The sequence below is a fragment of the Glaciecola nitratireducens FR1064 genome, from assembly GCF_000226565.1.
In the GTDB taxonomy this organism is placed as follows: Bacteria; Pseudomonadota; Gammaproteobacteria; order Enterobacterales; family Alteromonadaceae; genus Glaciecola; species Glaciecola nitratireducens.
This window is the reverse complement of sequence record NC_016041.1, coordinates 2,883,029-2,906,706: the sequence shown is the minus strand read 5'-3', so window position 1 is coordinate 2,906,706 and position 23,678 is coordinate 2,883,029. Positions and strand designations below refer to the sequence as shown.

Sequence of the window (23,678 nt, the reverse complement as noted above, 5' to 3'; positions counted from 1 at the left end):
TACTGTCGCCCTATGTGGTACAGATTTTCAATGGCCTGTTGTATACCAACAACACAATGTTTATTCTATAAACACGCTTTCTGCTATATCATTCTCATCACATTAGCCATTGACGCGAATAATACACTGTTGCTCAATATAGGAACTTTTATGGAACATAAGAACGTTAGCTCTCGCTCAACATCACAAAAAGCACTGCGCCTAAATTTGGATGACAAAAAATACGGCACTATTGTCGAAATCGGTGCAGGCCAAGAAGTCGCGCGTCAGTTCTTTTTAGCGGGTGCCGCCGCTGGCACCATTGCTAAAACCATGTCAGCTTATGATATGAAGTTTTCTGATGCCATTTATGGCGTGCAGGAGGACGGTCGTTATGTCAGCAAGGCTCGGGTTAAAGCGATGATGGCTCAAGAGTTTGATTTGGTGCTTGAGCGTGTGAGCGATGTGCGGTCTAAGTCCTCACGCTATTTTGCCTATGCAGCTACCGTTGCTGCAAAAAGTTTTGGTCGCCAGAATGAGTGTCATGCATGGTGCGGTATTCGCATACAGATGTACCCGGGTGCTGAGCCATCAAACATTAAAGTTCATGTGCGTATGAAAGACGATAATTCGGAAGCGCAGCAACAAGCCTTAGGAGTCTTAGGCGTTAATCTCATTTATGCTGCTTATTATTATTTCGAAAATCCAAAAATGATCATTGATTCTCTGACTGACAGCATAAAGCCAGGTCGTCTTGAAATTGATTCAATCGAGTTTTTAGGGCCCTATTTTGAAGATATCGATAACCGCGCAATTAACCTGCATTTAATTCGCAGTTGGAAAACTCGCGCAATTATGTTTAATGCTGATGGTTCGATTGGTGTGCCAGCAGAGATGTTGTACAAAAAGAATGTATTAACTATAAGAGGTTCATTTCGACCAGTAACCAATCTTAACGTAGACATGATTGAACAGGGTAAAAAGGCATTTTACGAGCAGCAGGGCGTTGACGAAGGAAATACAATTGCTATTGCTGAGATATCACTAAATGATGCTAGGGGTCATGACAACCATGTTCCTGAAGAAGACTTAGTCCAGCGCGTTCGTTTGCTCAACCAACTTGGCTACAATGTGATGGTGTCTGACTATACGCGCTATTTTTCATTGCGCGCTTATTTCCGCCAGTACACTAAAATGCAAATAGGTATCGTGGTGGGTATGATCAATCTCAAACAAATCTTCGATGAAGAGTCTTATGTGGGCGTTGAGGGCGGCATCTTAGAAGGTTTTGGAAAGCTATTCCCAGACAACACGCGCATGTTCATTTACCCTGAAATCAACGCCGAGGGTGAACTGCGGGAATTTACCGACGTTAAGGTACCAGAACATTTGCGTTTTTTGTATCGTCATTTATTAGAAAACGACTTCTTAGCCGGCATTGATACCAGTAATGTAGAGCTATTCAAAATTTATTCGCGTGATATTCTGAAGCAGCTCAGGAGTGGGAAAGGTGGTTGGGAAGAAAACGTGCCGAAAGCTGTCGCGGACGAAATCATAAAGTCTGGCTTATTTGGTTTTAAAAAGAAGCGTAGATAGTCATAAATAATGTAAGAATAAGCTGAGCCAGGCTAAACTTTAGAGTAACCTGGCTCTCGTTGTTCTATTTACCGTTTTTAGATTCTTTTATATCTTTAATTTCGACGGTACCCTGAGTTTGGTTTCTATTTTGCTTAAGCATTAATAATGTTTCGAGCTCCGAATCGGAAAAGCGAATATCCATTTTAGCTTTAGATTGAACGTCGTCAGATAAGTAGCTTTGAATCTGCACTACCTGGCCGCTATCGTTTATTGTTGATGATTTTACTGAGTCGAGCAGCGCCGCTGGGTTCGTCTGATTTCCGCCACCAAAATTGCGCTGATCACCGAATAAATCTGCGAAGTTCCAATCAACAATATCAAAATCTATTTTTTTTGCTGACTTCATAGCTGCCAATGCAGTTTCAACATCCCCGATAGCAAGATCTTGTAAGTGATCGCGCAAAATTTCTTTATCATTGTTAAACAGCATCATGTTGTGTTCGTATAACTCTGACACTCTTACTTTACCGCTGCTTCCTACTGCGGTGCCACGATTAGAGTTAACAAAACGTTTCCCATTTTCTTCGAGTGCTCGCCAAACGCTGTCACCTTCGTAAGATTTTTCCCTTATATTTGGACCTCCAATATTTCCCTGAAAAAATCCATATAAAATATTGTGTTTTTCTGGGAATTTTTTATAGACAATATTATATTGGATATCATTCAAGCTTAATGAGACACCCGATACCTTGAGTACTTTTTTGGCGAGTATTGAGTCGTCGTCACCGTAATCTAAGACATTTTTTAGACTTGTTTTTGGATAAACTTGGCTCAGTTCTTCCAATAATGCGAAATTATACAAGTTGAGCCAGTATGCGAGTTGCTCATTCCGATTTAATAAGTTTAGCGGAGTTTGGTCAGGGAACGCTTCTAAGCTTTCTACAAGGTCAGAAAGTATGGCGACAACCTCAGGGTTTTCTAAGTTTTTAAAATAAAAACGATTCCCTTCAAGTGCCGTATATCGATTGACCTTTACTTTAAATCTGGTCCCCATATTGTTGCTTGATTTAGGTGCCTTAGCTCTTGTTGAAGGCCCAGACTGAAAGAAATGTGGCTTTATAAAAGCATCCAGATCTGCATAACCAATCGATAGCTTTGACCGTGGATCCTCACCTTGAAAGGGCTCTGGAACCTCACTCTCAGTAGCGTGTAAACAGCTTGAACCAATCGATAGCAGCACGCCTAATAACATTGCACCGCGCAGTCGCGATTTCTTTATCATAAACTTCATCCTTAATTCTATTTTTCACTTAGATTTTGCGCGGATAACATCTAAAAGTTTCACGTTTCTGAAGCTTCCCACCGCATTTGTTTTATATTAGCGTGTTCGAATAATTTGTCAAAACTGGAAGCGGCCTACCAATTAAGTGCAAACTTGGGATCAGTGAGTCGCTTATCGCTGCTAAGCACACTATGTAAAATTTTCATGTAGCTTGTAACTATTCCACCAATAATAATTCCCCTCTCAATATTTAAATTTCTAAGTTATTGATTATATTATTTTTTTAAAATAATAATACTGGAATGATAAGTGCAGCACTTTATTTCTAATGCAGAACGCATGTATGAATATTCTGGTAGCAAAAAAGAGAGGAACTATATGTCACAACAATTAGTGAATTTATTATGGAAAAGTATTCAAGAAGATGGTCAAGTGATGGTCGGGTTGCAAGGAAATGAAGAGCACAGCGAACCAATGCATGCATATTTAGATGAAAATGCAGACGATCGTTTGTGGTTAATCATGAAGAAAGACAACCGTGTTGCCGGCGGCGGGAAGAGCATTGTGCAATATATTGGTAAAGATCATAAATTATTTGCTTCAATAACAGGAGAGCTGGCGGAAGAAAGAGATCAGTCGATGCTCGATATGTTTTGGTCAAATGCGGCAGAGGCATGGTTTGACGAGGGCATTGATGATCCGAACCTACATTTCATGCGCCTAGATGTAAAAAGCATTGAAATATGGAACAAAAATCCAACTTTCACAGGTGTACTCAAAATGTCGACGGGCTCAAAGGTCGACCCTGAGGACGCAGGAGACCACACCTTAGTTGAGTTTAAAAAACGAGCATAGTGCTTAGCGATATAGGATGTCGTGGGCTCACCCTTGGGGTGAGATGTGGCGGCAATGTTTCTATTCATGAAGCGAAAGCTATGCCGCTAAGTTTCATGTAGCAAAAGGTGTTTACATGGCGCAGAAAGATATAAATGACAAAGATAATGAAACGGCACTCGTAGGCAAGGAAGCCAGCGAAAAGGCCGAAAAGCGCGAAGAACGAGAAGAGCGCGAAAACAGTCAGACGGAAACAGAAAAGTCACTGACCGGCACGGAGCGACAGGCTGTTGCAGAGCACGGTAGGCTGTCATCGCTCACCGTTTACTCTATTATTTTACGTGAGGGGCAAGAGGAGCTGGAACGGCCAATGTCATCTTTATGGTGGTCAGGTATCGCAGCAGGCATCGGCATCTCAACGTCCGTAATGGCTGAAGGCATTATCCGCAGCAGCATCGGCTCAGATCATCCTTATCTGTCTATCATTGAAAGCATTGGTTACACGCTTGGTTTTGTGTTGGTCATTCTGTCCAGATTGCAGCTATTTACTGAAAACACTTTGACGGTAGTACTGCCGTTGCTTGCTCGAACTACAAAACGTCGTCTCGGCTGCACAGCTCGGCTGTGGGCAGTAGTGCTTGGTGCAAACCTTGTTGGCACTTTTTTAACAGCAGCTATTTTTGTGCACGGGGGGATCCTCACCGAGGGGATCCTCGCGGCTATCTTTGAAATATCGCGGCACGTCGCTGAACTGACTCCGACGGAAACTTTACTGCGGGGTATCCCTGCAGGCTTCATTATTGCGGCACTTGTCTGGATGCTGCCCTCAGCGAAAGGTTCAGAGATATTTGTGATAATTATGTTCACATGGTTGATTGCTGCTGGAGAGTTTACTCACGTCATCGCTGGCTCTAACGAGATCTTTAGCCTAGTCTTAAACGGTGAGCTAGGTCTGATAACCGCATTATCCAATCACATTGGTCCAATGTTAATTGGTAACATTGTGGGTGGTACAGGACTCTTTGCAATGTTAGCGTATGTTCAAATACGTCAAGAAATGTAGATTACGAGTTAGATTGGTAATATCAAACGTTTTAGGGAGGATTTATGCTTTATGGAAAAGAAACAAAAAAAGCACTAGATAATTTTCCAATCAGCGGCATAAGGATGCCAACTGATTTTATTCACAGCTTAGCGATGATTAAGCGCGCCTGCGCAGTGGCAAATGCAAAAGAAGGCAAGTTAGATGCTGCATTATCAAAAGCCATAATCGCTGCAGCGACGGATGTTATTAATGGCGAATATGATGATGAATTTGTGCTAGATGTTTTTCAGACAGGCTCTGGCACTAGCACAAATATGAATATGAACGAGGTGCTTAGTGAGCTATGCAAAATAAAATATGGCGCAAAAGTTCACCCGAATGATCACGTTAATATGAGCCAAAGCTCAAACGATACCATTCCAAGCGCCATTCACGTAAGCGCGTACACAGCGCTTAAAAGAGATCTACTACCGAACTTAAACCTGCTGAGCGATACCTTGATGGATCGAAGCATTTCACTCACCTCTACGCTTAAAACCGGACGCACCCATTTAATGGATGCACTGCCAATGACTATGGGCCAAGAAATCGGCGGATGGCAGAAGCAAATTATAAGCAACATCGAAAGAATAGAGACAAGTTACCGTCGGCTAGGGCAGCTAGCATTGGGCGGTTCGGCAATTGGCACAGGACTTAATTCCAGCTCTCAATTCACGGCGTTAGCATGCGAAGAGTTGAGCGAACAAACAGGACTTGAGTTTGTTCCTAGCGATAATTTTTTCGAAGCCATCAGCTGTCAAGATACAGCAGTGGAGTTGAGTGGTCATCTTAAAACGCTAGCAACGTCGATGATGAAAATAAGCAATGATTTACGCTGGCAGAACAGTGGTCCTCTTGCGGGACTCGGCGAAATTTCCCTACAAGAACTGCAGGCTGGCAGCAGTATCATGCCAGGCAAGGTTAACCCAGTAATTCCTGAAGCTGTGTGCATGGCTTGTGCGCAGGTAATGGGCAACGATGTTACGATTACTGTTGCAGGACAGGGAGGGAATTTTCAGCTAAATACCTATTTGCCGGTAATAGCCTATAATTTACTACAGAGCATTAATATTTTGGCGAATAGCGCAAAAGTTCTAGCCACAAAAGCGATATCAACGTTCGAAGTGAATGATGAGAATTTACAGGACATATTGGCATATAACCCAATCTTAGTGACGTCGTTAAACAGTATTATCGGTTATGAAAAAGCAGCTGAAATTGCAAAATGCGCATACAAAACCAAAAGACCGATTATCGATGTAGCAATAGAAATGACTGATATTGACCGAGAAGAACTTAGTAAATTGCTGGATCCTAAAAACTTAGTTTAGTTGCCAAATAAATGAATAAATGAGCTCCAAATTAGAATTCAAACAAAAGAGGGAAGCAAAGTGAAGTCATCGAATAAATATATATCTACCCTAACTGTGCAAGACAAAAAGTATCAATATTTTGATTTGAACAGCGCAAGTACCAACATAAACCGATTACCTCTGACTGCTAAAATCTTGTTAGAAAATTTACTACGCCACAGCAACGAACAATATGTTCAGCCAGAAGATATTGAAACGCTAGCAAAGTGGGACACAAACTCTTCACTAGAAACTGAAATTGCTTTTGTTCCGTCCAGAGTCATATTGCAGGACTTTACAGGCGTGCCCGCCATTGTTGACTTAGCTGCAATGCGTGATGCAATGCTAGATTTAGGTGGCGACCCAAACAAAATTAACCCGCTCAAGCCGGTCGACTTAGTAATAGATCATTCTATTATGGTGGATGAGTTTGGGCGTCAAGATTCATTTAAAAACAACACTGAAATTGAAGTAAAGCGCAATAAAGAACGCTACCAGTTTTTGAAATGGGGTCAAAGCGCCTTCAACAACTTTAAGGTTGTGCCACCAGGAAAAGGCATTGTTCACCAAGTGAATTTAGAATATTTAGCGCGAGTCACATTTGTTGAGGAGCGCGATGGCGAGGAAGTTTTATTCCCAGATACGCTGGTAGGAACCGATTCTCACACTACCATGATCAACGGTTTGGGCGTGCTCGGATGGGGAGTTGGCGGCATAGAAGCTGAAGCTGCCATGTTGGGTCAACCCGTTACCATGTTAATACCAGAAGTTATTGGCATGGAATTGACCGGAAAGCTGCCGGCGGGTGCCACGGCAACTGACTTGGTGCTAGCTGTGACGCAACAGCTGCGGGCGTTTGGCGTGGTAGGTAAATTTGTCGAATTTTTCGGTGCAGGGGTTAAACACTTAACCGTTGCCGATCGCGCAACCATAGCCAATATGTCTCCCGAATATGGAGCGACATGTGGTCTTTTCCCTATCGATGAGCAGACGACTAAATATCTCGCATTAACGGGCCGTAGCAAGCAACAAATAGAAATCATAGAGGCCTATTCTAAAGCGCAAGGAATGTGGGGCAGCGAAGCTCAGAAAGATGCGCAATATCACGATACTTTGCAGCTTGATTTAAGCAAAGTTGTCCCTGCTATCGCTGGGCCCAAACGCCCACAAGATAGAATTAATTTGGACGATGCCTCATCCGCATTCAAAAAATGGTTAACGGAGCAAAAGGAACTGGCTATTGCACCAAACAACAGCCAGCAAGGTCGCTTCGAGAGCGAAGGAGGCCCGCTAAATGAGGATTCAAAAACCAGCGTTTCCTGTCACTATAATGGGCAAGATTTCGAACTAGATGAAGGTGCCGTTGTGATAGCAGCTATCACTAGTTGCACCAACACTTCGAATCCATCAGTGTTAGTCGCAGCCGCGCTATTAGCAAAAAAAGCCAATGAATTAGGCCTGAAGGTTAAGCCTTGGGTAAAAACCAGTTTTGCGCCTGGGTCGCAAGTGGTCACAGAATATTTGAATAAAGCAGGCTTATCGAAAGAACTCGACCATATGGGCTTTAACTTAGTTGGATATGGCTGCACTACCTGCATAGGCAATTCGGGCCCACTGCCAGAACCTATTGGTGATGCGGTAAGAGAGGGTAAGTTAACGGTCACCTCAGTATTATCAGGTAACCGTAACTTTGAAGGTCGAATACACTCTGATGTCAAAGCAAACTACTTAGCTTCACCGCCGTTGGTCGTTGCATATGCTATTGCTGGTAATATGAATATTGATGTCACCAAAGAGCCTTTAGGCACTAGCAAAGATGGCAAACCTGTTTACCTTAGAGATTTATGGCCAAGCCAAGAAAATATTCAAAAGATAGTCACAGAAGTAGTTAATGAATCGATGTTTACCGAAAAGTACGGAAGCATTTATGAAGGCGGTGATGTATGGCAAAACCTTGAAACGGTCGACGCCAATATCTACAACTGGCCTGACAGCACCTATGTGAAAAAGCCAAGCTTTTTCACTGACATGCCAGCCCAGCCAGAGGACGTAAAAGCTATCGAGAATGCGCGTTGTCTACTGAAATTGGCCGACAGTGTTACCACTGACCATATTTCACCAGCGGGCTCAATTGGCAACGATACACCTGCAGCAGAATACTTGCGCAAAAACAACGTTGAGGAAACAGACTTCAATTCTTATGGTTCACGCCGCGGAAATCATGAAGTGATGATGCGCGGAACCTTTGCCAACGTAAGACTGCGCAATGAACTTGCTCCTGGAACCGAAGGCGGTTTTACTCGCAAACAGCCCAGCGGTGAAGAAATGACCGTATTTAAAGCATCTCAGGAGTACATTTCCGAGAATATTCCCACTATTGTGGTTGCTGGTAAGGAATATGGTACAGGCAGTTCGCGTGATTGGGCTGCAAAAGGACCACTTCTGTTGGGCGTAAAGGCTGTCATTGCCGAAACTTACGAGCGTATTCATCGGTCGAACCTAATCGGTATGGGAATTTTACCCCTGCAGTTTTTGTCCGGAGAGGGGGCTCACACTTATGAACTCGATGGTACCGAGCGATATTCTATTGAAGCCGTTGAAGCTAAGCAGAAACAAGCAAAAGTGAATGTTATAAGAGAGGATGGCAGTGAAATCAGCTTTAATACTGATATTCGTATCGATACACCAAACGAGTTTGAGTATTTCCGACATGGCGGTATTTTGCAGTATGTGATCCGTTCTTTGCTTTAGAATAAGCAGAGAGGCAAGTTAAAAAGATTCTCAATCGTTGTGAAGCCCCTCGAAAGTAGACAAACTTTTGGGGGTATTCACTAAACCTGATATGCAAGTATCTGTAAAATAGCGTTAGCGTAGCTATGAGTTACTCGTATGAAAAAAGAGGCTTGGCCTAACTAAACTGCCGAAGGAAAGGCAAACCCACGATTATTCGCTCTAAATTGTAAAAAACTCATAAATAGATACGGCCCAAATCACAATAGCCAGCAGTAGCGCGGTGAAAACACCGGCGGAACCTAAATCTTTGGCTCTGCCGATCAACTCGTTGTAATCGGGGAAAACAGCGTCAGATACGGCTTCAATGGCAGAATTAATAATTTCTGCAAATAATAAAAATACTAAGCAGCCAATCAGCATGAACCAGTGCGTAAGTGATTCTGAAATATAAAAACTTGCGGGGCTAACTAACACTGCAATGATCAGATATTGTCGAAACCCCGACTCATGTGTCCATGCTGCTTGATACCCTTTTAGTGAACATAAAATAGCACGGGGTAATCGCCTCATGCCTGATACATTCTTAGCAATATTAGGTATTTCATCTCGCATCTTATGTATATCGCTTTTAAATATTTATTCGATGTGCCTAAAGTCGGTGAAATTCATCGACTAGAGTTTCTAGCTTTCGGCTTACGTGACTTTTTATTAGTTTGAGCAAGTTCTGCCTTTGCAGTTTGTCCGCCCTGCACATTATGCGGCTGGTTATCACTAAAGCGTGTTAAACCCTGCTGATGTTTAGGTGTTTTCGACACTTTACCTTTAGCATAAGCCTTGTTGGCTGAGCGCTTCGCAAATTCTTTCTGCTCGTGCCCCTTGAGTTCATTTCTGCTCTCGTAAGGTACTAAGCACTTTGGTCCGTTTCCGATAAGGTGAGACTTGCCCATTTCAATTAATGTTTTGCGCAATAATGGCCAATTGGCCGCATCGTGATAGCGTAGAAAGGCACGGTGCAGTCGGCGATGAATTTCACCTTTAGGCACTTCAACCACTTCACTCTGGTGATTCACCTTGTGTATCGGGTTTTTGTTGGTGTGATACATCGTCGTGGCGTTAGCCATAGGCGACGGATAAAAGTTTTGAACTTGATCCAGTTTAAAGTTGCGCTCTTTTAGCCACAGCGCAAGGTTTAGCATATCTTCGTCATTTGTGCCTGGGTGGGCAGAAATAAAGTAGGGGATCAGAAACTGTTCTTTGCCGGCTTCTTTGGTGTACTTGTCGAACATTTCTTTGAAACGGTCATAAGTGCCCATGCCCGGCTTCATCATTTTGTCTAATGGCGCTTTTTCTGTATGCTCAGGTGCAATTTTTAAATAACCACCAACGTGATGCGTCACTAATTCTTTTACATAGTTAGGATCTTCAATTGCTAGATCGTAACGCACACCAGAGGCAATAAGCACTTTCTTAACGCCTTCGACATTACGTGCTTTTTTATATAGTTCAACAGTAGGCGTTTGGTCGGTGTCTAAGTGGCCGCAAATATCCGGCCATACGCAAGAAAGACGTCGGCATGTTTGCTCTGCTTTCGGGCTTTTACAGCGCAGTTTATACATGTTTGCGGTTGGGCCGCCAAGGTCTGAAATGACGCCTGTGAAGCCGGGTACTTTGTCACGTATTTGCTCTATTTCACGAATAATGGATTCTTCTGAGCGACTCTGAATAACCCGACCTTCATGCTCTGTAATCGAGCAGAACGTGCAGCCACCGAAGCAACCACGCATAATATTGACTGACGTTTTAATCATGTCATAAGCAGGGATTTTCGCTTTGCCATAGCTAGGATGCGGTACACGCGCGTAAGGCAAATCGAAAACGGCATCCATTTCTTCAGTTTCTAGCGGGAATGCCGGTGGATTAATCCAAATAATACGGTCGCCATGGCGCTGCGCTAAAGCTCGAGCACAGCCTGGGTTTGTTTCTTGATGTAAGATTCTGGATGTGTGGGCGTAATGCGTTTTTTCTGCTCGCACAACGTCGTAGGGCGGCAACAACACATAGGTTTTTTCCCATGGTTTGCGTCGCTCAGTTTTTGAGGTAAAGGGTTGAATTACTATCGGTTTCGCTTTTTCTGCATCTCTTGCGGCTTGTTTGTCTTCTTCGCCCTGAATAGCGCACTTGTCTTCGATCATTTCATAAGGACTGATGATCGGTTCTATTTTGCCTATGGTGTCGACGTGAGTCGAATTGACGCCTTGCCAGCCCGGAAGCGGTTCTTTGCGAATAACGGCGGTGCCTCGAATGTCCTGCATCTGGTCAATCGTTTCACCTGCGGCGAAGCGAGAAGCCATTTCCAGCAATGGTCTTTCTGCATTGCCAAACATAAGCATGTCTGCTTTCGAATCAAATAACACCGAACGTTTTACTTTATCTGACCAATAATCATAGTGCGCGATGCGGCGCAAACTCGCTTCAATGCCGCCGATGACAACAGGCTTTTTGTAGGCCTCTTTACATCGTTGCGTATAAACAGTCACTGCTCGATCTGGACGTTTGCCGCCTTCGTTATTTGGCGTATAGGCATCGTCATGACGGAGTTTGCGCTCGGCAGTATAACGATTGATCATCGAATCCATGTTGCCAGCGGTTACACCGAAAAATAAGTTAGGCTCGCCCAACTGCATAAAGTCGTCTTTAGAGTGCCAATTCGGCTGTGAGATAATACCTACACGGTAACCTTGAGCTTCAAGTGTGCGACCAATAACCGCCATACCGAAGCTTGGATGGTCAACATAAGCGTCACCGGTGACAATGATAATGTCGCAGCTATCCCAACCAAGTTGATCCATTTCCTTGCGCGACATAGGTAAGAAAGGCGCAGGATCAAAGCAGGATGCCCAATATTTAGGAAAAGAAAATAATCCTCGTTCAGCCTTCATCCTTGGCGTTTCTGATTTTCTGGATGCGGACTGGGTTGTTGGGGTTGTTGGCATAGCTTTCTCTGTGTGATCTTATGTGTTGGAGTAAATTTGTGACAAATTCAGTGTTTTATTTTCTTGATCATTATATCAGAGAAACAGTTAAGGATAGTCTTTAATAATACAAAGCCAAGTTAGCGTGATTTCGTGTGAGTGTAAGGAAACTGAAACACTTAAATTTTAATCTACTTCTCGTTTGATTGCGCGTTGATTGAATAACTGATATTCAAAAGTATCAACCATTGTTTAGTTTTGCTTTTTGATGCCGTTAAGTAATTAGTGAATGTTTCAAAAAACAAATGAAAAGGCTGCCAACGTGTTTAACTTCCTTACCAAATCGTCAGACAACATTGTTGCCGCCATAAATAAAAGCCAAGCGGTTATCGAGTTTTCTACAGACGGCACAATTAAAAGTGCAAACGCCAATTTCTTAAATTTGATGGAATATACTGAAAAAGAAATCATTGGTAAGCATCATAAAATATTTGTGACGCAAGAGGATATCCGCAGTGACGAATATCGAAATTTTTGGCATAACCTCGCGAAAGGGCAAGCGCAAACTGCAGAATTTAAGCGATTAGCAAAGTCTGGAAGAGAAGTGTGGATCCAGGCGTCATACACTCCGATATTGAAAAACGGTAAAGTCGAGAGGATCATAAAGTTTGCGTCTGACATTACAGAGCAAAAGTTAATCAAATCTGACTATGCCTCGAAAGTCGAAGCAATTAGTCGCTCGCAAGCTATTATCGAGTTCGATTTGTCTGGCAATATTTTGGCGGCAAATAAAAACTTTTTAGATATTTTTGGCTACACGTCTGAAGAACTGATCGGTAACCATCATCGAATCTTTGTCGATACTAAGTATGCTGCGACCGACAGCTACAGAACATTTTGGCGTGATTTAGGAAGTGGCCAATTTCAAACGAATGAATATGAGAGGTTTGCAAAGGACGGCAGCAGCGTATGGATACACGCAACCTATAATCCAATTCGAGACCCTTCCGGTAAAGTGATAAAAATCGTTAAATTTGCAAGTGATATTACAACGGAAGTAAAGAAACGGGCCAAATTTGAAATGCTATCTATGGTTGCCAATGGTACCGATAATTCCGTTATTATTACCGATGCCAAAGGACTTATTGAATACGTAAACCCGGGGTTTGAAAGGTTGACTGGTTTCTCTGAAGCTGAGGTTTTGGGCAAAAAGCCGGGGAGTGTTTTGCAAGGTAAAGAAACGGATGCGCGCACGGTGCAGCGGATTCGTGATTACATTGCGAGAGAAGAACCGTTTTACGATGAAATATTAAATTACTCAGTCGACGGCAAGCCCTACTGGATCTCACTTTCTATTAACCCAATTTTTGACAAGCATGGCAAGCTAGAAAAGTACATTTCAGTGCAAGCAAATATTACTCAAGTTAAGCAAATGGCACTCGATTTTACGAGAAAGATAGAGGCTTTAGGTGATGCATTGTTGTTTATGGATATTACGGCGCAAGGCCAATATATGGATGCCAATCAAAAAATGCGCGCGAGACTTGGTACCAGCATTTCACCTGAAGAATTCTGTAACTATGCGATGAATGGATTGAGTGCCGCCGAGCAGGAGCTCATGAAAACAGTCGGAGTGGTGTCAAAAGTAGTGGCTTATGAAAGTGCAGGTCAATCTTTCACTATTGACGGTCGCTTTTGTTCTTTGCTTGATTTCGAGCGAAAGGTATCGCAAATCATGTTTGTAGGTATTGATATTACCGATAGAAAAGTTGCTGTGAGTCAAACCCAAGAAGCAATGAAAAGTGTGTTGGAGGCAAGTAAAACAATCAGTGAAATAGTTAGCACGATTAACGGTATTTCAGAACAGACTAATTTATTAGCGTTGAATGCCGCAATTGAAGCAGCGAGAGCTGGAGATGTCGGTCGCGGATTTGCTGTGGTCGCAGATGAAGTACGCAATCTTGCAGCAAATTCGCATAAGTTCAGCAGCGAAATAGACAATTTAGTCAAAGTTACGGTGACTCAAATTGATGAGTTAGCAAATTTACTTAAGAAGATTGATAATTAAGTAATCAGCAATGCTTTTGCTTTCATCTGCTCATAGTAAGGCATCACTTCATCTACCACTTTCATTTGTGCTGGCGTTAGCGCAATGCTTTGTTTTTTCGCCTCAGCAAATCCCGTTGATTTTTCGACGCTGTGATACCAATGTTCAGCCCAAACGCCGTCGCTGTCTCGTGGGCCAAGAGGCCAATTGAGCATGGCATTTTTAACTTCTTCTTCGCATGTAATTTCAAGTGCTGCACACATAGCGGGGATCATTTTGTGTGAGTTATTCAACACCGTTGCTGAATCGATAATGGGAATGTTTTGCCCAGTCAATTCGCTGATTGCTTCATAGAGTTCGAACTGGCGTTTTATACCAATGTCCTCAGCCGTGCATTTTCCTCGGCTATTTGTGTAAGAGTTCACGACGTAAGCAGGGTCGCGGATCAACATGCAGTGTCGTATATTTTTAGTCCAACTTAAATCGCAATTTTCCAGCATGTGTTGGGTCATGTGTTTTTGATACTGTATTGGACTATTACAGGGGCCTTCACGCAAACTCTTAGCGACTTCGTCATAGTTTATCGATTGTGACGCTAGCACTTCATTAAACATGGGGTGGGGGTGTTGGGTTGTTTTCAAATAGTAAGCATAAAAAGGTTCATCGACAACGCTGCAGTCCGGTCTGTTTTCCCAGCTTCTCATCATGGCGGTTGAAATATTTCGCGGTCCAGACCACATCGCAATTCTAATCGTCATTATTGTCTCCCAGCGTAGTTCATAACTAACATGTTTGTTCGGCGTGCTGTGCTTCTATGAGCGAGACATAGAGTTTTTCTAGGTGTTTGGTGACGGTGCTAGCACCTGCACCAATCTTGCGCCCATCTACTTCGGATACTGGCGTTAAGCCAGCAAAGGTCCCAGTAATAAACGCTTCGTCAGCAGCGTAAACATCGGCGAGGGTGAAGTTTTTCTCATATACAGGAACGCCGTTGTGTTTGCACACGTTGATGACGTTGCGGCGCGTGATGCCGTCAAGACAGAAGTCACCACTTGAGGTCCATACTTCACCGTCGCGCACAATAAAGAAATGCGTAGAGTTGCAGGTTGCAACAAAGCCATGGGGGTCAAGCATTAGTGCTTCGTCAACTTGCGCTTTGGCGGCCTGAATACAGGCGAAAATGCAGTTCAGTTTAGAGTGCGTATTGAGTTTGGGATCTTGCACATCAGGATAGCCTCTTCTGACATGAGTAGTAAATAAGCGCACACCCTCACCTTCAGCCATCGCTAGCGCTGTCTTATGTTCTGCGATGATTACGATGGTGGCTGGTGAAATGGTGACTCTAGGGTCTTGATAAGGTGTGGCCTTGATGCCGCGAGTCACCATCAAACGAATGTGCACACCGTCGTGCATGTTGTTAGCGTCACAGGTGGCGTAAATCCTTTTGACTAGGGCTTCCTTGGTAACGCCAATATCCATATCAAGGGCTTTTGCACCGTCATATAGGCGACGCATGTGTTGTTCGATAAAAGCGAGATAGCCTTTGTGCAGTCGAATGCCTTCCCAGACGCCATCACCTAGAATAAAGCCACTGTCAAAAACGGATATTTTGGCGTCCTCGCGGGGGAAAAGTTCGCCGTTAATGTTAATTAGAATGTTTTGATTGCGAGGGTCGTCTTGATACTGATGAGTGCCTTTGGCCATTTTTTTCCACGCCTGTGTTGATTGTTTAGTTTATAAAGCTAGTATTGAAGGTAAGTATCAAACTCGCAAAAAAACGTTCGTAATAAGGTAGTAAAAAATTCGACAAATTGAAATACTTATACAAATAAACTTTTTGTTGCTTAAGCGATTGACCAGCTTAGCGAATACCTTGAATCTCACTTCTAAAACTTAGGAAAAGTTATGTTATCTATAAAACGTTTGTTCAGTCTGTTAGTTATTTCTCTATTTTTGGGAGGCTGCGCTAGTTACGACTATCCTAGTCAAGTGACTGTGGGAGAAAAGATGGTTAAGGCGTCTGGCGAGAGTTTGGAGGGGGAGACTGTTGTCATGCCCAATGACTTTACAGGCCAGCAAACACTATTACTTTTCGGTTATGTGCAAGACTCTCAGTTTGATATAGACCGTTGGTTAATTGGTTTAGACATGACGGAAACACAAGTGGCTGTGTATGAAATACCGACGATTAAAGGCATGCTGCCAAGAATGTTTAAAACCTTCATCGACAGCGGTATGCGTAAAGGTATACCAAAAGAGCTATGGAAAGGTGTGGTAACGGTTTATGACGATGGCGACAAACTACAGCGTTACACCGGAAACCAAAATCCGAATAATGCGCGGGTGATGCTGTTAGATGCAAGTGGACATGTACTGTATTTTTATGACCGAGGCTTTTCAGTTGAAGCTCTGAACGGCGTAAAAGCGCTCATAAAAAGTTAGATCGTATTTCACTAATTATGCGTGTAATCTAGGCTCTTCATATTCATTTAGTACGGAATGCTATGCACGAGAATATACCGAAGGGTGAAGAGCCTTCAGCCAATAAAGAGCCTTCAGCCAGTAAAGAGCCATTAATCATACCGCCAACAAAAAACCAAAACCCAGACCATTTCAAAGGCGGTTTACTCAGCAGTAAGCGCTTTCTTCCGCTATTTGTAACTCAATTTTTTACAGCATTAAACGACAACGTTTACAAGCAGGCTGTGCTATTGCTGCTGATATTTCAAGCTGCGACGGTGGCCGATGGCGCCTTATATTCAAACTTGGCAGCCGGTCTTTTTATCCTACCCTTTTTCTTATTTTCCGGCATGGCGGGTCAACTGGCTGAGAAAACGGAAAAGTCGAAACTTATCCGAATCGTTAAGTTATGCGAATTGCCTATTATGGTTATCGGTGCAGTTTCGATAATGACTCAATTGGTTTGGTTGATGCTAGTTACTGTTTTTTTTATGGGCCTGCAAAGCACTTTCTTTGGCCCTCTCAAGTACTCTATTTTGCCACAGCACGTTGCACGAAATGAACTCACCAAAGCAAATGGCTTAGTTGAATCTGGTACTTTTGTGGCCATTTTACTCGGCACCATATTTGGTACTTATTACATTACTCAAGAAGCGGGACCAACGTATATTAGCATCGCAATTTTAGGCTTGGCGGCGGTCGGTTATATTTGCAGTCGGTTCATTCCCATTAGCGAAGCGAATGAGCCTAACTTACGCTTTACGTTTAACATTATATCTTCCACAAAAAATGTCTTTCAGGCGCTGAATGCTCAAACTGAATCGGTTGGAAAGTCGGTTGTTGGTATCAGTTGGTTTTGGTTGATAGGCGCGATTATTCTAACCTCGCTTCCAAACTACGTGAAACACGTGATGGGCGGTGATGAACTGGTAGTTACCAGTGCACTCGTTGTATTCTCTTTGAGTATCGCGATTGGCTCGCTGCTTTGTGAAAAGCTCTCGCGCTCTAGAATCGAATTGGGAATTGTGCCTTTTGGTGCCATCCTGATTACACTATTTTTGTATTTGTTAAGCCAAGAGCCCGCAATCACAGCCTACTACGAACCCACTGATGTTCTGCTTACCTTAAGCCAAGTAGTAAATACGGGTGATATGCTGTGGCATCTGGTATGGATGGGGGCGATTGGTATTGCTGCTGGCTTCTATACGGTGCCGCTGTATGCGTTAATTCAACAGCGTACAAGCGAAGACAGTCGTTCACGAGTTATCGCTGCCAATAACGTGTTGAACGCTTTGTTTATGGTGGGAAGCGCCATTTTAAGCATTGTGACCTTATCTGTTTTTGAATGGAGTATTCCACAGCTGTTGTTGTTATTAGCCGCTTTGAATCTGCTCATTTCAATTTATATTTATACCAAAGTGCCTGAGTTCTTTCTTCGTTTTGTTATCTACATACTGGCTATTTGTATGTATCGAGTGCGCACTACTGGAGAGAAAAACATTCCAGATGAAGGTCCGGCAGTGGTCATTGGAAATCACGTCAGTTTTGTTGACTGGATGTTTATTTTAGCCGCTTCACCAAGGCCCATTCGATTTGTGGTGTTTGCACCTATTTATCACTCTCCAGCGTTGCATTGGTTATTCAAAATGGCTAAAGCGATCCCGATTGATAGTGAAAAAGCGAACCCAGAAGCATTTAAGAAAGCTTTTGATGATGTTGCAGAGGCACTCGAAGGTGGTGAATTAGTTGGGATTTTTCCTGAGGGTAAATTAAGCGATGATGGCTCAATTGATGTATTTCGTCGCGGTATCGAAAGAATTATCGAACGCTCACCTGTGCCGGTTATACCGCTGCATCTCGGTGGTTTGTGGGGCAGCATGTTTAGTCGTAAAACTAAATGGCGTTTGCCGCGTCTTAAATGGTCGTTGGTCTCGGTGTCGGTTGGCGAGCCAGTTGCTGCGCGGGATGTGAATGCGGATGATTTACGCATGCGTGTTGAAAAACTTAAAGCGCTTTATTCGCCCGACGCTGAGTGATGTCATAAACATAAAAAGCCAGCAATAAAGCTTAGTAATGAGACTGAGGTTAAATGGTCGATGTTCAGCAACGCTAATTCATCTTACATGTGTCAGGTTTTTTTACAATAATAAAGCTGGCGTGTGTAAGTTATTGAAAAAATTAAGTTTAAAAAATGGTATGTATCATGCATATTCACATCGAACATTGTTGTTTTAATTAAATGTAAATTAGGATGTAGTAGATGAATATATGGAAAAAATTAACAGCTGTAGTTGCGATTGCAAGCTTTTCGCTTTGCACCAACGCTGCCTTTTTATATACCGAAGATTTTAACGATGGGGTTGCCGATGACTTTACAGGCAATACAAATGTTGAATCTTTTCCTTCGCAAACCTTTCTAGGTATGTTGAGCACTGGTAGCGCTAGTGAGAACAGCGCGTTTTTGACGATTGACGGTTTGAGTGGCTTTGGTTACAACCTTCTTACTATTTCGTTTGATGTGTACGCATTTAGAAGCTTAGATGGTGGTAATGATGCTTTCTCCCTTAGCTTTAATGGTGACAATGTTTTTACTGATTCTTTTAGGTTAGTCAAACGAGCGGGCGGTAACAACACACACACCGGACCAACTAATGGCACCTTTGTTAGTTATGACATCAATGACTTCGGTTTTTTGCCGGCATATGTAAACAACCCAGGCGTGTCTATCTACAGATATACTAAAACATTTACCAGCTTTGGCGACGCTGTAAGCTTCGGTTTTATAGGTAATACAGACCAAAGTTGGTATGGAACTAACTGGAGAGATGAAGGTTTTGGTCTTGATAATGTTAGAATAACCGCAGTGTCAGCACCGGCAACTTTAGGTTTATTTGGCTTGTCATTAATGCTGCTTGGTTTCGCTAAGAGACGACGCGCTTAAAGATAAAGAAGTTAAAGACCCGCTTTCTTAAAGCGGGTTTTTTTTGTTACTTTTAGTTACTCACGGCAACAACGCCGGCTTTGTTTTTATTTACAGCTTGAGCTTTTTGGTCCATTCCTGACTGAGCGTGATAGCCGCCATAAGGCATGGTAGAAAGAGCGGTGTAGTTAACTTGTTTAGCCAAGGGTACGTAGTCAGTCATCGCCGTATTGATTGCAGTAGATATAATCGCACCAATTAAACCGCCACCCGAATTACCTCCTCCAGTATCGACAACAACGGTATCGGCATATTGCCAGAGCACCTCTTTGCTGGTAGTCGAAACCAATTCATACGCTATGCCTACCGTAACGCTGCCACCGACCACGAAATAAGATGTATCCCATTGGTTTATAGTTACATACATAATAGCGTCAGCACCGTACATGGTTTTAAATAAACCAGCATCAACACTAGCTAATTGAGCACCATCTACAATACCTTGTTCTTGAATCAGTCTATTTGTAACTTCAATAGGCAGCACGTAATAACCCATGCGAGTAAGCGGTTCAGCAACGGTTGTTGCATAATATTCCGTTGCTTCCGCAGCCGTTGTATTGTTGACGGCAGGTATCACTAATATGGAAACGGGTCTAGCTTGGTACATTTTCGGAAATGCTTCTTCTTTAGTAACAAATGAACCGGCACAACCACTTAAGCCCAGGGCGACAACGCTTAGCATAGAAACGAGTTTTATTGTTTTTATCATCTTAGTCATTGCTTAAGCCCCATTTCTTTTTTTCAATTCAAGCACGAGTGTTTTTGATTCAGGGTAGAGTGCAAGCTCTCTGTCTAATAAAGTATCCGCATTGTCAGGGCGACCGCTCTCAATTTCCATAATGGCTAATTCGACCAATACACCTGGTGGAACACGGATCCCTTTTTTGTCACTGGTCGCAACAATATCGTTAAGTGACTTAACGTGCTGCTTGCGCGTTGCTTCTCCTGGTTCTTTTTTATAGTTGTATAAGCTGTCAGAATAATTGCCCCAGTACAAACCACCTTGCGTGCTATTGCATGCTGATAGCAACACCACAGCAGCAACAATAATTAGTCCTTTAATTTTCATTTTACATCTACCTCAAATGAATTTCCGTTGGTGATATAGAGCTTTCGGTTAACTACTAATGCACCATTTTTATACACTTTAATTACGTTTGTGCCTGATGTTACTTCAAATTTGGCGACTTCTTTACCATCCAGTATAAAAGTTTGAATGTTGTCTCCTAGCGTAATCTGCGGATTTGTATTGATTTGCAATGACGCGCCTTCAAAATTACCTGTTAGCAATACGTAAGCTTTAGTGTCATCAACCTGAGTCACGGACTCATAGGACGATGTACAGCCGAGCATCAAAAAACTAAACAGTACAAAGATTAACCCTTTCAACGAGTTTGATTTACGCATGTCTTACTCCTTTTCCGTAACGACTAGTTGAGCCAAGTCCGTTTGCGCCGGTAACTGCTTATTCAGCGAAACAATGGATATTTCATTATTGCCTGTGCCACTTAATAGCTCGACAGTTGCGGTAGCAATTGGTTTACCCGCCAACTCAATCATGAATCCAGTTTGTGGGTTTTTAATTTTTTACCTTTTTGCAAAATGGTAAATTCGTCGCCCACTGAGATACCTTGGGAAGCACCACCCGTCATAATGTATTGACCATCTTGTTCAGCAATTAAGTAGGCCTTCCAAGGCGTATCAAGTAAGTTTTCCATTAAATCGCTGACTACTTTCGAAATGGCGGCAGAAATCGCTTTATCGTTCAATGTGGAATCGAATGCCGCGCGCTCACCCACGCCAAATGTGGTGTTTGCTTCAGCTCGGGCTTCGCCGCTGCCTTCTTCAGAAAACACGATCTGACCGGTGGTTGTATCAATGAGTCTTACATTCACGGTGGCGATGGCTTGTTGAATTTTGTTACGACTGAATATGCCTGTCTCGCTCGTCGTTTTGCGACCAAATTCACTAATTGAGCCAACAATCAGATAGTCGGCACCGACGATCTGTGAGGTCATGCCTTCAAGCGCTTGTTCGCTTTTTACTTTGTCTAGGTCGTCTCTTTCGAACATTAAGAATTGACCGGAATTAGTTAAACGAGCGCTTAATATATCTGACGCTTGTTTACCTATATTGTCGAAGCTTCTATCAACGAAAATACTGCTGCTGTTCTTTGTTTCATCAGTAAATCGAGCAATAGCGACCTTACGCTTTAAGCCCATAGCAGGAGCTTGCGCAATCGTAGGGCTAATAGCAGCTTGGGTATTTTGATTTGCGTTGACCGTTTGCTTGGTTGAGGAAGTGCAGCCAGCAGTTAGCACGAGTCCTAAAGCTACGACTACAGAAATTTTGGCTCTATTGAAATGACTTTTCATTTATATCCTTATAACGTTGGTATGCTGGGATCATCAATATAATGGTGACCTTATAAAATTACTAGACTTAAAAAGTGGTTGCTACCACCCCGTAACAGTTGCTTATCGTTTACTCTACATCACCTTTTTTTTCTGACGACTCTTGTGCCGCTTCATTGCGTAAATATCCAGCAGCTTCTTCATCTTCTTTAAACGTTATCTTCTGGTCGACGTTTGCACTTGGATCAAACGCTCTCGACTGCTGATTTATTTGGTGTATCTGACTGGCGTTGGATAAATCCCGTTCATTAGTTATCGCCGCAATCGCTTCTCTTTCCTTTAAGAAAGTCTTGATCTCACCGACAATACCATTTAACTCCTGATCATTTTTTGCCATTGACATTATATAGCGCGGTTGCTCAAGGTTTTTCATACCGCTTGTTGCAAATATTGATGTCTTAATTCGAGTTGTAATAATCCAAGGTGTAATGCTTGAACGCACTACGGTATTTTCTGAACGAGTACTATCGTGAATAGACATACCGGTAGACAATTTTGACTCAGTATAAGTTCCCTCAGTATTTAGGTGCATTAATAAAGAAGTGAAATGCATTTCTCCCCAGAATAAATGTGAAGCTGCATCGAGTATTTTTGCTGCGCTTTTGAATGTTAGCCAAGCAAACAGGGTAAAGGTAGCTGAACTTAATGCTTGCAAAAATAAGGTTAAATTTTCATTGTTGGTTGCTGATTTCCAGCCATCAAAAGCAGCTATTGCAGATATGATGTTCTGACCAAGGTAATAAAATGATACCGCACTGATAACAAACATAATTTGACCTATGGTTGATAGGGCGGTTTTTTACCGTTTTGATTGGGTGTATTGTCTTCTTCAGCAAGGGCAGGTTGAGTCTCAATTAAAAGCTGTCCGTTAAAGCTTCCTTTACCATCTGATTGCTCTATAAGCTTTGGGTCAAATTCGCGATAGATACGATTTGGCATTTCCTTATAGCGTCTATTAGCCAATACGATGTTTTCAATGTTGATAAAAACTTCGTTTGGATGAACTGATTCCTGCATGTTTTCGCGATATTCGCTGACTTCTGTTTGCGGTGAGGCTTTTGCCATTCTGGCAAACAGCAGCGGTAAAACAGCGGCAAGCACAATTAGGGTAGATAGAGTTAATAAACCAAGGTTTGCCCACGCATTAAAAATACCTGAGGTTTCAGTAAATATCTGTTTCGTTTGGTCCGAGACTATCACCCACTCATCAAGGTATACGCCAGCAACAATAGGTACTAAAATAGATACAGCAATAATGATGCCGAAAGAGGCTCCACCGCTACTTTTTAATACAGTTCCCCGTGTTCTTTGAATTGTTCGTGCTGCAGATGACCATGACGTAACTAAATATAGAAGCAGTAACGTTCCCATGATTGGCATAGCGAAAAGCTCAGAGGTTTCGCCTGCTAAACCAGCGGTTACAATAAAAAAGACGATAAAAAATGACACAATACCGGTTAAGTAGTTAATAACCATTCCAGCGATTTCTTGAGCCATCATCCGCAGTGGATGGGGTAAGAAAGTGAGCTTTGGAAAAATACTATGAACAAATCGACCTAAAAAGCCCACTGGTTCGACGAACGTTGTGTTCTTGCGGCCCATCATCATAGAGTGCAAGGTTTTTGCATCATACTGAAGTGCACTTCGCTCGTATTTTGCTGATTCTTGCTCGGAAGGGGATTTGTTTTCGGCTAAGGATGTAGGAACTGAGCGGCCTACGAAGTATCTGAACAATTGAATGAAACCAACGCTAGTGTGTCTCATGCCGCTTAGCAATAGGTAAAAGCCAATAATGACATAAGCCCACCCAACCACTTTATCTGCCTTTAGCTCACTTGCTACCTGAACCAATGTGAACACACCAAGTAAGGCAACGAGCACTCCTGCAATGGCTTTAAACAAACCCTCTTTTTTAAATGGATTTTTAATCCCTAAGGTTTGTGAGCCGAAATCATATGCCATT

At 42.7% G+C, this 23,678-nt stretch carries 21 protein-coding genes; 9 read left to right on the top strand and 12 right to left on the bottom strand.

The window, feature by feature from the left end; all coding sequences use genetic code 11:
* The first annotated feature begins 150 nt into the window (after positions 1-150).
* Positions 151-1,575: a hypothetical protein gene (locus GNIT_RS12495; RefSeq protein WP_014109600.1), complete on the top strand. Its 1,425-nt coding sequence runs from the start codon at positions 151-153 to the stop codon at positions 1,573-1,575.
* 64 nt (positions 1,576-1,639) lie between these two features.
* Here the strand turns inward: GNIT_RS12495 and GNIT_RS12490 are convergent, their stop codons facing one another.
* The gene (locus GNIT_RS12490) at positions 1,640-2,839 is read right to left on the bottom strand and encodes a DUF547 domain-containing protein (RefSeq protein ID WP_014109599.1); all 1,200 of its coding nucleotides are present in this window, start codon (positions 2,837-2,839) and stop codon (positions 1,640-1,642) included.
* A gap of 378 nt (positions 2,840-3,217) precedes the next feature.
* Here GNIT_RS12490 and GNIT_RS12485 point away from each other — a divergent pair, with 378 nt between their 5' ends.
* The 4 genes from GNIT_RS12485 (at position 3,218) to acnA (ending at position 8,860) form a co-directional block, all read left to right on the top strand.
* Entirely contained in the window at positions 3,218-3,694 is a 477-nt protein-coding gene (locus GNIT_RS12485) for a pyridoxamine 5'-phosphate oxidase family protein (RefSeq protein ID WP_014109598.1), read from the top strand.
* 115 nt (positions 3,695-3,809) lie between these two features.
* Positions 3,810-4,736, top strand: coding sequence for a formate/nitrite transporter family protein (locus tag GNIT_RS12480; protein ID WP_014109597.1), 927 nt, complete (start codon positions 3,810-3,812; stop codon positions 4,734-4,736).
* A gap of 44 nt (positions 4,737-4,780) precedes the next feature.
* Positions 4,781-6,088 (top strand): class II fumarate hydratase, encoded by a 1,308-nt coding sequence (locus GNIT_RS12475; protein ID WP_014109596.1) that lies wholly within the window; start codon positions 4,781-4,783, stop codon positions 6,086-6,088.
* Positions 6,089-6,148: 60 nt separating this feature from the next.
* A complete protein-coding gene (acnA, locus tag GNIT_RS12470; protein WP_014109595.1) occupies positions 6,149-8,860 on the top strand; it encodes an aconitate hydratase AcnA in 2,712 nt (903 codons plus the stop codon).
* 201 nt (positions 8,861-9,061) lie between these two features.
* Here the strand turns inward: acnA and GNIT_RS12465 are convergent, their stop codons facing one another.
* Together GNIT_RS12465 and GNIT_RS12460 are read right to left on the bottom strand one after the other, a co-directional pair.
* Positions 9,062-9,454 carry a diacylglycerol kinase gene (locus GNIT_RS12465; RefSeq protein ID WP_014109594.1) on the bottom strand — a complete coding sequence of 131 codons (393 nt, stop codon included), beginning with the start codon at positions 9,452-9,454 and terminating at the stop codon, positions 9,062-9,064.
* A 53-nt stretch (positions 9,455-9,507) separates the two neighbouring features.
* On the bottom strand, positions 9,508-11,835 hold the full coding sequence (locus GNIT_RS12460) for a YgiQ family radical SAM protein (protein ID WP_014109593.1): 2,328 nt from the start codon (positions 11,833-11,835) through the stop codon (positions 9,508-9,510).
* Positions 11,836-12,103: 268 nt separating this feature from the next.
* Between GNIT_RS12460 and GNIT_RS18490 the strand changes: the two genes are divergently transcribed.
* Complete coding sequence (locus GNIT_RS18490; protein ID WP_014109592.1) at positions 12,104-13,882, top strand: methyl-accepting chemotaxis protein; 1,779 nt, start codon at positions 12,104-12,106, stop codon at positions 13,880-13,882.
* Here GNIT_RS18490 and GNIT_RS12450 read toward each other — a convergent pair.
* Positions 13,879-14,619, bottom strand: a complete 741-nt coding sequence (locus GNIT_RS12450; protein ID WP_014109590.1) for a sulfotransferase-like domain-containing protein — start codon at positions 14,617-14,619, stop codon at positions 13,879-13,881. The genes GNIT_RS18490 and GNIT_RS12450 overlap by 4 nt on opposite strands.
* 25 nt (positions 14,620-14,644) lie before the next feature.
* Entirely contained in the window at positions 14,645-15,565 is a 921-nt protein-coding gene (locus tag GNIT_RS12445) for an aminotransferase class IV (RefSeq protein ID WP_014109589.1), read from the bottom strand.
* Positions 15,566-15,766: 201 nt separating this feature from the next.
* Between GNIT_RS12445 and GNIT_RS12440 the strand changes: the two genes are divergently transcribed.
* The 3 genes from GNIT_RS12440 to GNIT_RS12430 all read left to right on the top strand — a co-directional run bounded on the left by GNIT_RS12440 (position 15,767) and on the right by GNIT_RS12430 (position 19,262).
* Positions 15,767-16,303, top strand: coding sequence for a hypothetical protein (locus GNIT_RS12440; protein ID WP_014109588.1), 537 nt, complete (start codon positions 15,767-15,769; stop codon positions 16,301-16,303).
* A gap of 62 nt (positions 16,304-16,365) precedes the next feature.
* Positions 16,366-18,357, top strand: coding sequence for an MFS transporter (locus GNIT_RS12435; RefSeq protein ID WP_014109587.1), 1,992 nt, complete (start codon positions 16,366-16,368; stop codon positions 18,355-18,357).
* Between the two features lie 224 nt (positions 18,358-18,581).
* Positions 18,582-19,262: a PEP-CTERM sorting domain-containing protein gene (locus GNIT_RS12430; protein WP_014109586.1), complete on the top strand. Its 681-nt coding sequence runs from the start codon at positions 18,582-18,584 to the stop codon at positions 19,260-19,262.
* A gap of 52 nt (positions 19,263-19,314) precedes the next feature.
* On the opposite strand, the gene GNIT_RS12425 is transcribed toward GNIT_RS12430, so the two are convergent.
* The 7 genes from GNIT_RS12425 to GNIT_RS18410 form a co-directional block, all read right to left on the bottom strand.
* Positions 19,315-20,019 carry a GNA1162 family protein gene (locus GNIT_RS12425; protein WP_041246422.1) on the bottom strand — a complete coding sequence of 235 codons (705 nt, stop codon included), beginning with the start codon at positions 20,017-20,019 and terminating at the stop codon, positions 19,315-19,317.
* 3 nt (positions 20,020-20,022) lie between these two features.
* Positions 20,023-20,370 carry a DUF4810 domain-containing protein gene (locus GNIT_RS12420; RefSeq protein ID WP_014109584.1) on the bottom strand — a complete coding sequence of 116 codons (348 nt, stop codon included), beginning with the start codon at positions 20,368-20,370 and terminating at the stop codon, positions 20,023-20,025.
* Complete coding sequence (locus GNIT_RS12415; RefSeq protein WP_014109583.1) at positions 20,367-20,708, bottom strand: hypothetical protein; 342 nt, start codon at positions 20,706-20,708, stop codon at positions 20,367-20,369. Before GNIT_RS12415 ends, GNIT_RS12420 begins: the two co-directional genes overlap by 4 nt.
* 3 nt (positions 20,709-20,711) lie before the next feature.
* Positions 20,712-20,861, bottom strand: coding sequence for a hypothetical protein (locus tag GNIT_RS18290; protein WP_014109582.1), 150 nt, complete (start codon positions 20,859-20,861; stop codon positions 20,712-20,714).
* The gene (locus GNIT_RS12410) at positions 20,858-21,676 is read right to left on the bottom strand and encodes a CsgG/HfaB family protein (protein WP_014109581.1); all 819 of its coding nucleotides are present in this window, start codon (positions 21,674-21,676) and stop codon (positions 20,858-20,860) included. The genes GNIT_RS18290 and GNIT_RS12410 overlap by 4 nt, the downstream gene beginning before the upstream one ends.
* 109 nt (positions 21,677-21,785) lie before the next feature.
* Entirely contained in the window at positions 21,786-22,484 is a 699-nt protein-coding gene (locus GNIT_RS18415) for a hypothetical protein (RefSeq protein ID WP_238526898.1), read from the bottom strand.
* Between the two features lie 8 nt (positions 22,485-22,492).
* Positions 22,493-23,677, bottom strand: a complete 1,185-nt coding sequence (locus GNIT_RS18410; protein WP_238526897.1) for a hypothetical protein — start codon at positions 23,675-23,677, stop codon at positions 22,493-22,495.
* Position 23,678: the final 1 nt, after the last annotated feature.

Coding starts and splice junctions, on each gene's coding strand:
- GNIT_RS12495 (WP_014109600.1), top strand. CDS start 151: ATGGAACATAAGAACGTTAGCTCTCGCTCAACATCACAAAAAGCACTG.
- GNIT_RS12490 (WP_014109599.1), bottom strand. CDS start 2,839: ATGATAAAGAAATCGCGACTGCGCGGTGCAATGTTATTAGGCGTGCTG.
- GNIT_RS12485 (WP_014109598.1), top strand. CDS start 3,218: ATGTCACAACAATTAGTGAATTTATTATGGAAAAGTATTCAAGAAGAT.
- GNIT_RS12480 (WP_014109597.1), top strand. CDS start 3,810: ATGGCGCAGAAAGATATAAATGACAAAGATAATGAAACGGCACTCGTA.
- GNIT_RS12475 (WP_014109596.1), top strand. CDS start 4,781: ATGCTTTATGGAAAAGAAACAAAAAAAGCACTAGATAATTTTCCAATC.
- GNIT_RS12465 (WP_014109594.1), bottom strand. CDS start 9,454: ATGCGAGATGAAATACCTAATATTGCTAAGAATGTATCAGGCATGAGG.
- GNIT_RS12460 (WP_014109593.1), bottom strand. CDS start 11,835: ATGCCAACAACCCCAACAACCCAGTCCGCATCCAGAAAATCAGAAACG.
- GNIT_RS18490 (WP_014109592.1), top strand. CDS start 12,104: ATGTTTCAAAAAACAAATGAAAAGGCTGCCAACGTGTTTAACTTCCTT.
- GNIT_RS12450 (WP_014109590.1), bottom strand. CDS start 14,619: ATGACGATTAGAATTGCGATGTGGTCTGGACCGCGAAATATTTCAACC.
- GNIT_RS12445 (WP_014109589.1), bottom strand. CDS start 15,565: ATGGCCAAAGGCACTCATCAGTATCAAGACGACCCTCGCAATCAAAAC.
- GNIT_RS12440 (WP_014109588.1), top strand. CDS start 15,767: ATGTTATCTATAAAACGTTTGTTCAGTCTGTTAGTTATTTCTCTATTT.
- GNIT_RS12435 (WP_014109587.1), top strand. CDS start 16,366: ATGCACGAGAATATACCGAAGGGTGAAGAGCCTTCAGCCAATAAAGAG.
- GNIT_RS12430 (WP_014109586.1), top strand. CDS start 18,582: ATGAATATATGGAAAAAATTAACAGCTGTAGTTGCGATTGCAAGCTTT.
- GNIT_RS12425 (WP_041246422.1), bottom strand. CDS start 20,019: ATGACTAAGATGATAAAAACAATAAAACTCGTTTCTATGCTAAGCGTT.
- GNIT_RS12420 (WP_014109584.1), bottom strand. CDS start 20,370: ATGAAAATTAAAGGACTAATTATTGTTGCTGCTGTGGTGTTGCTATCA.
- GNIT_RS12415 (WP_014109583.1), bottom strand. CDS start 20,708: ATGCGTAAATCAAACTCGTTGAAAGGGTTAATCTTTGTACTGTTTAGT.
- GNIT_RS18290 (WP_014109582.1), bottom strand. CDS start 20,861: ATGATTGAGTTGGCGGGTAAACCAATTGCTACCGCAACTGTCGAGCTA.
- GNIT_RS12410 (WP_014109581.1), bottom strand. CDS start 21,676: ATGAAAAGTCATTTCAATAGAGCCAAAATTTCTGTAGTCGTAGCTTTA.
- GNIT_RS18415 (WP_238526898.1), bottom strand. CDS start 22,484: ATGTTTGTTATCAGTGCGGTATCATTTTATTACCTTGGTCAGAACATC.
- GNIT_RS18410 (WP_238526897.1), bottom strand. CDS start 23,677: ATGGCATATGATTTCGGCTCACAAACCTTAGGGATTAAAAATCCATTT.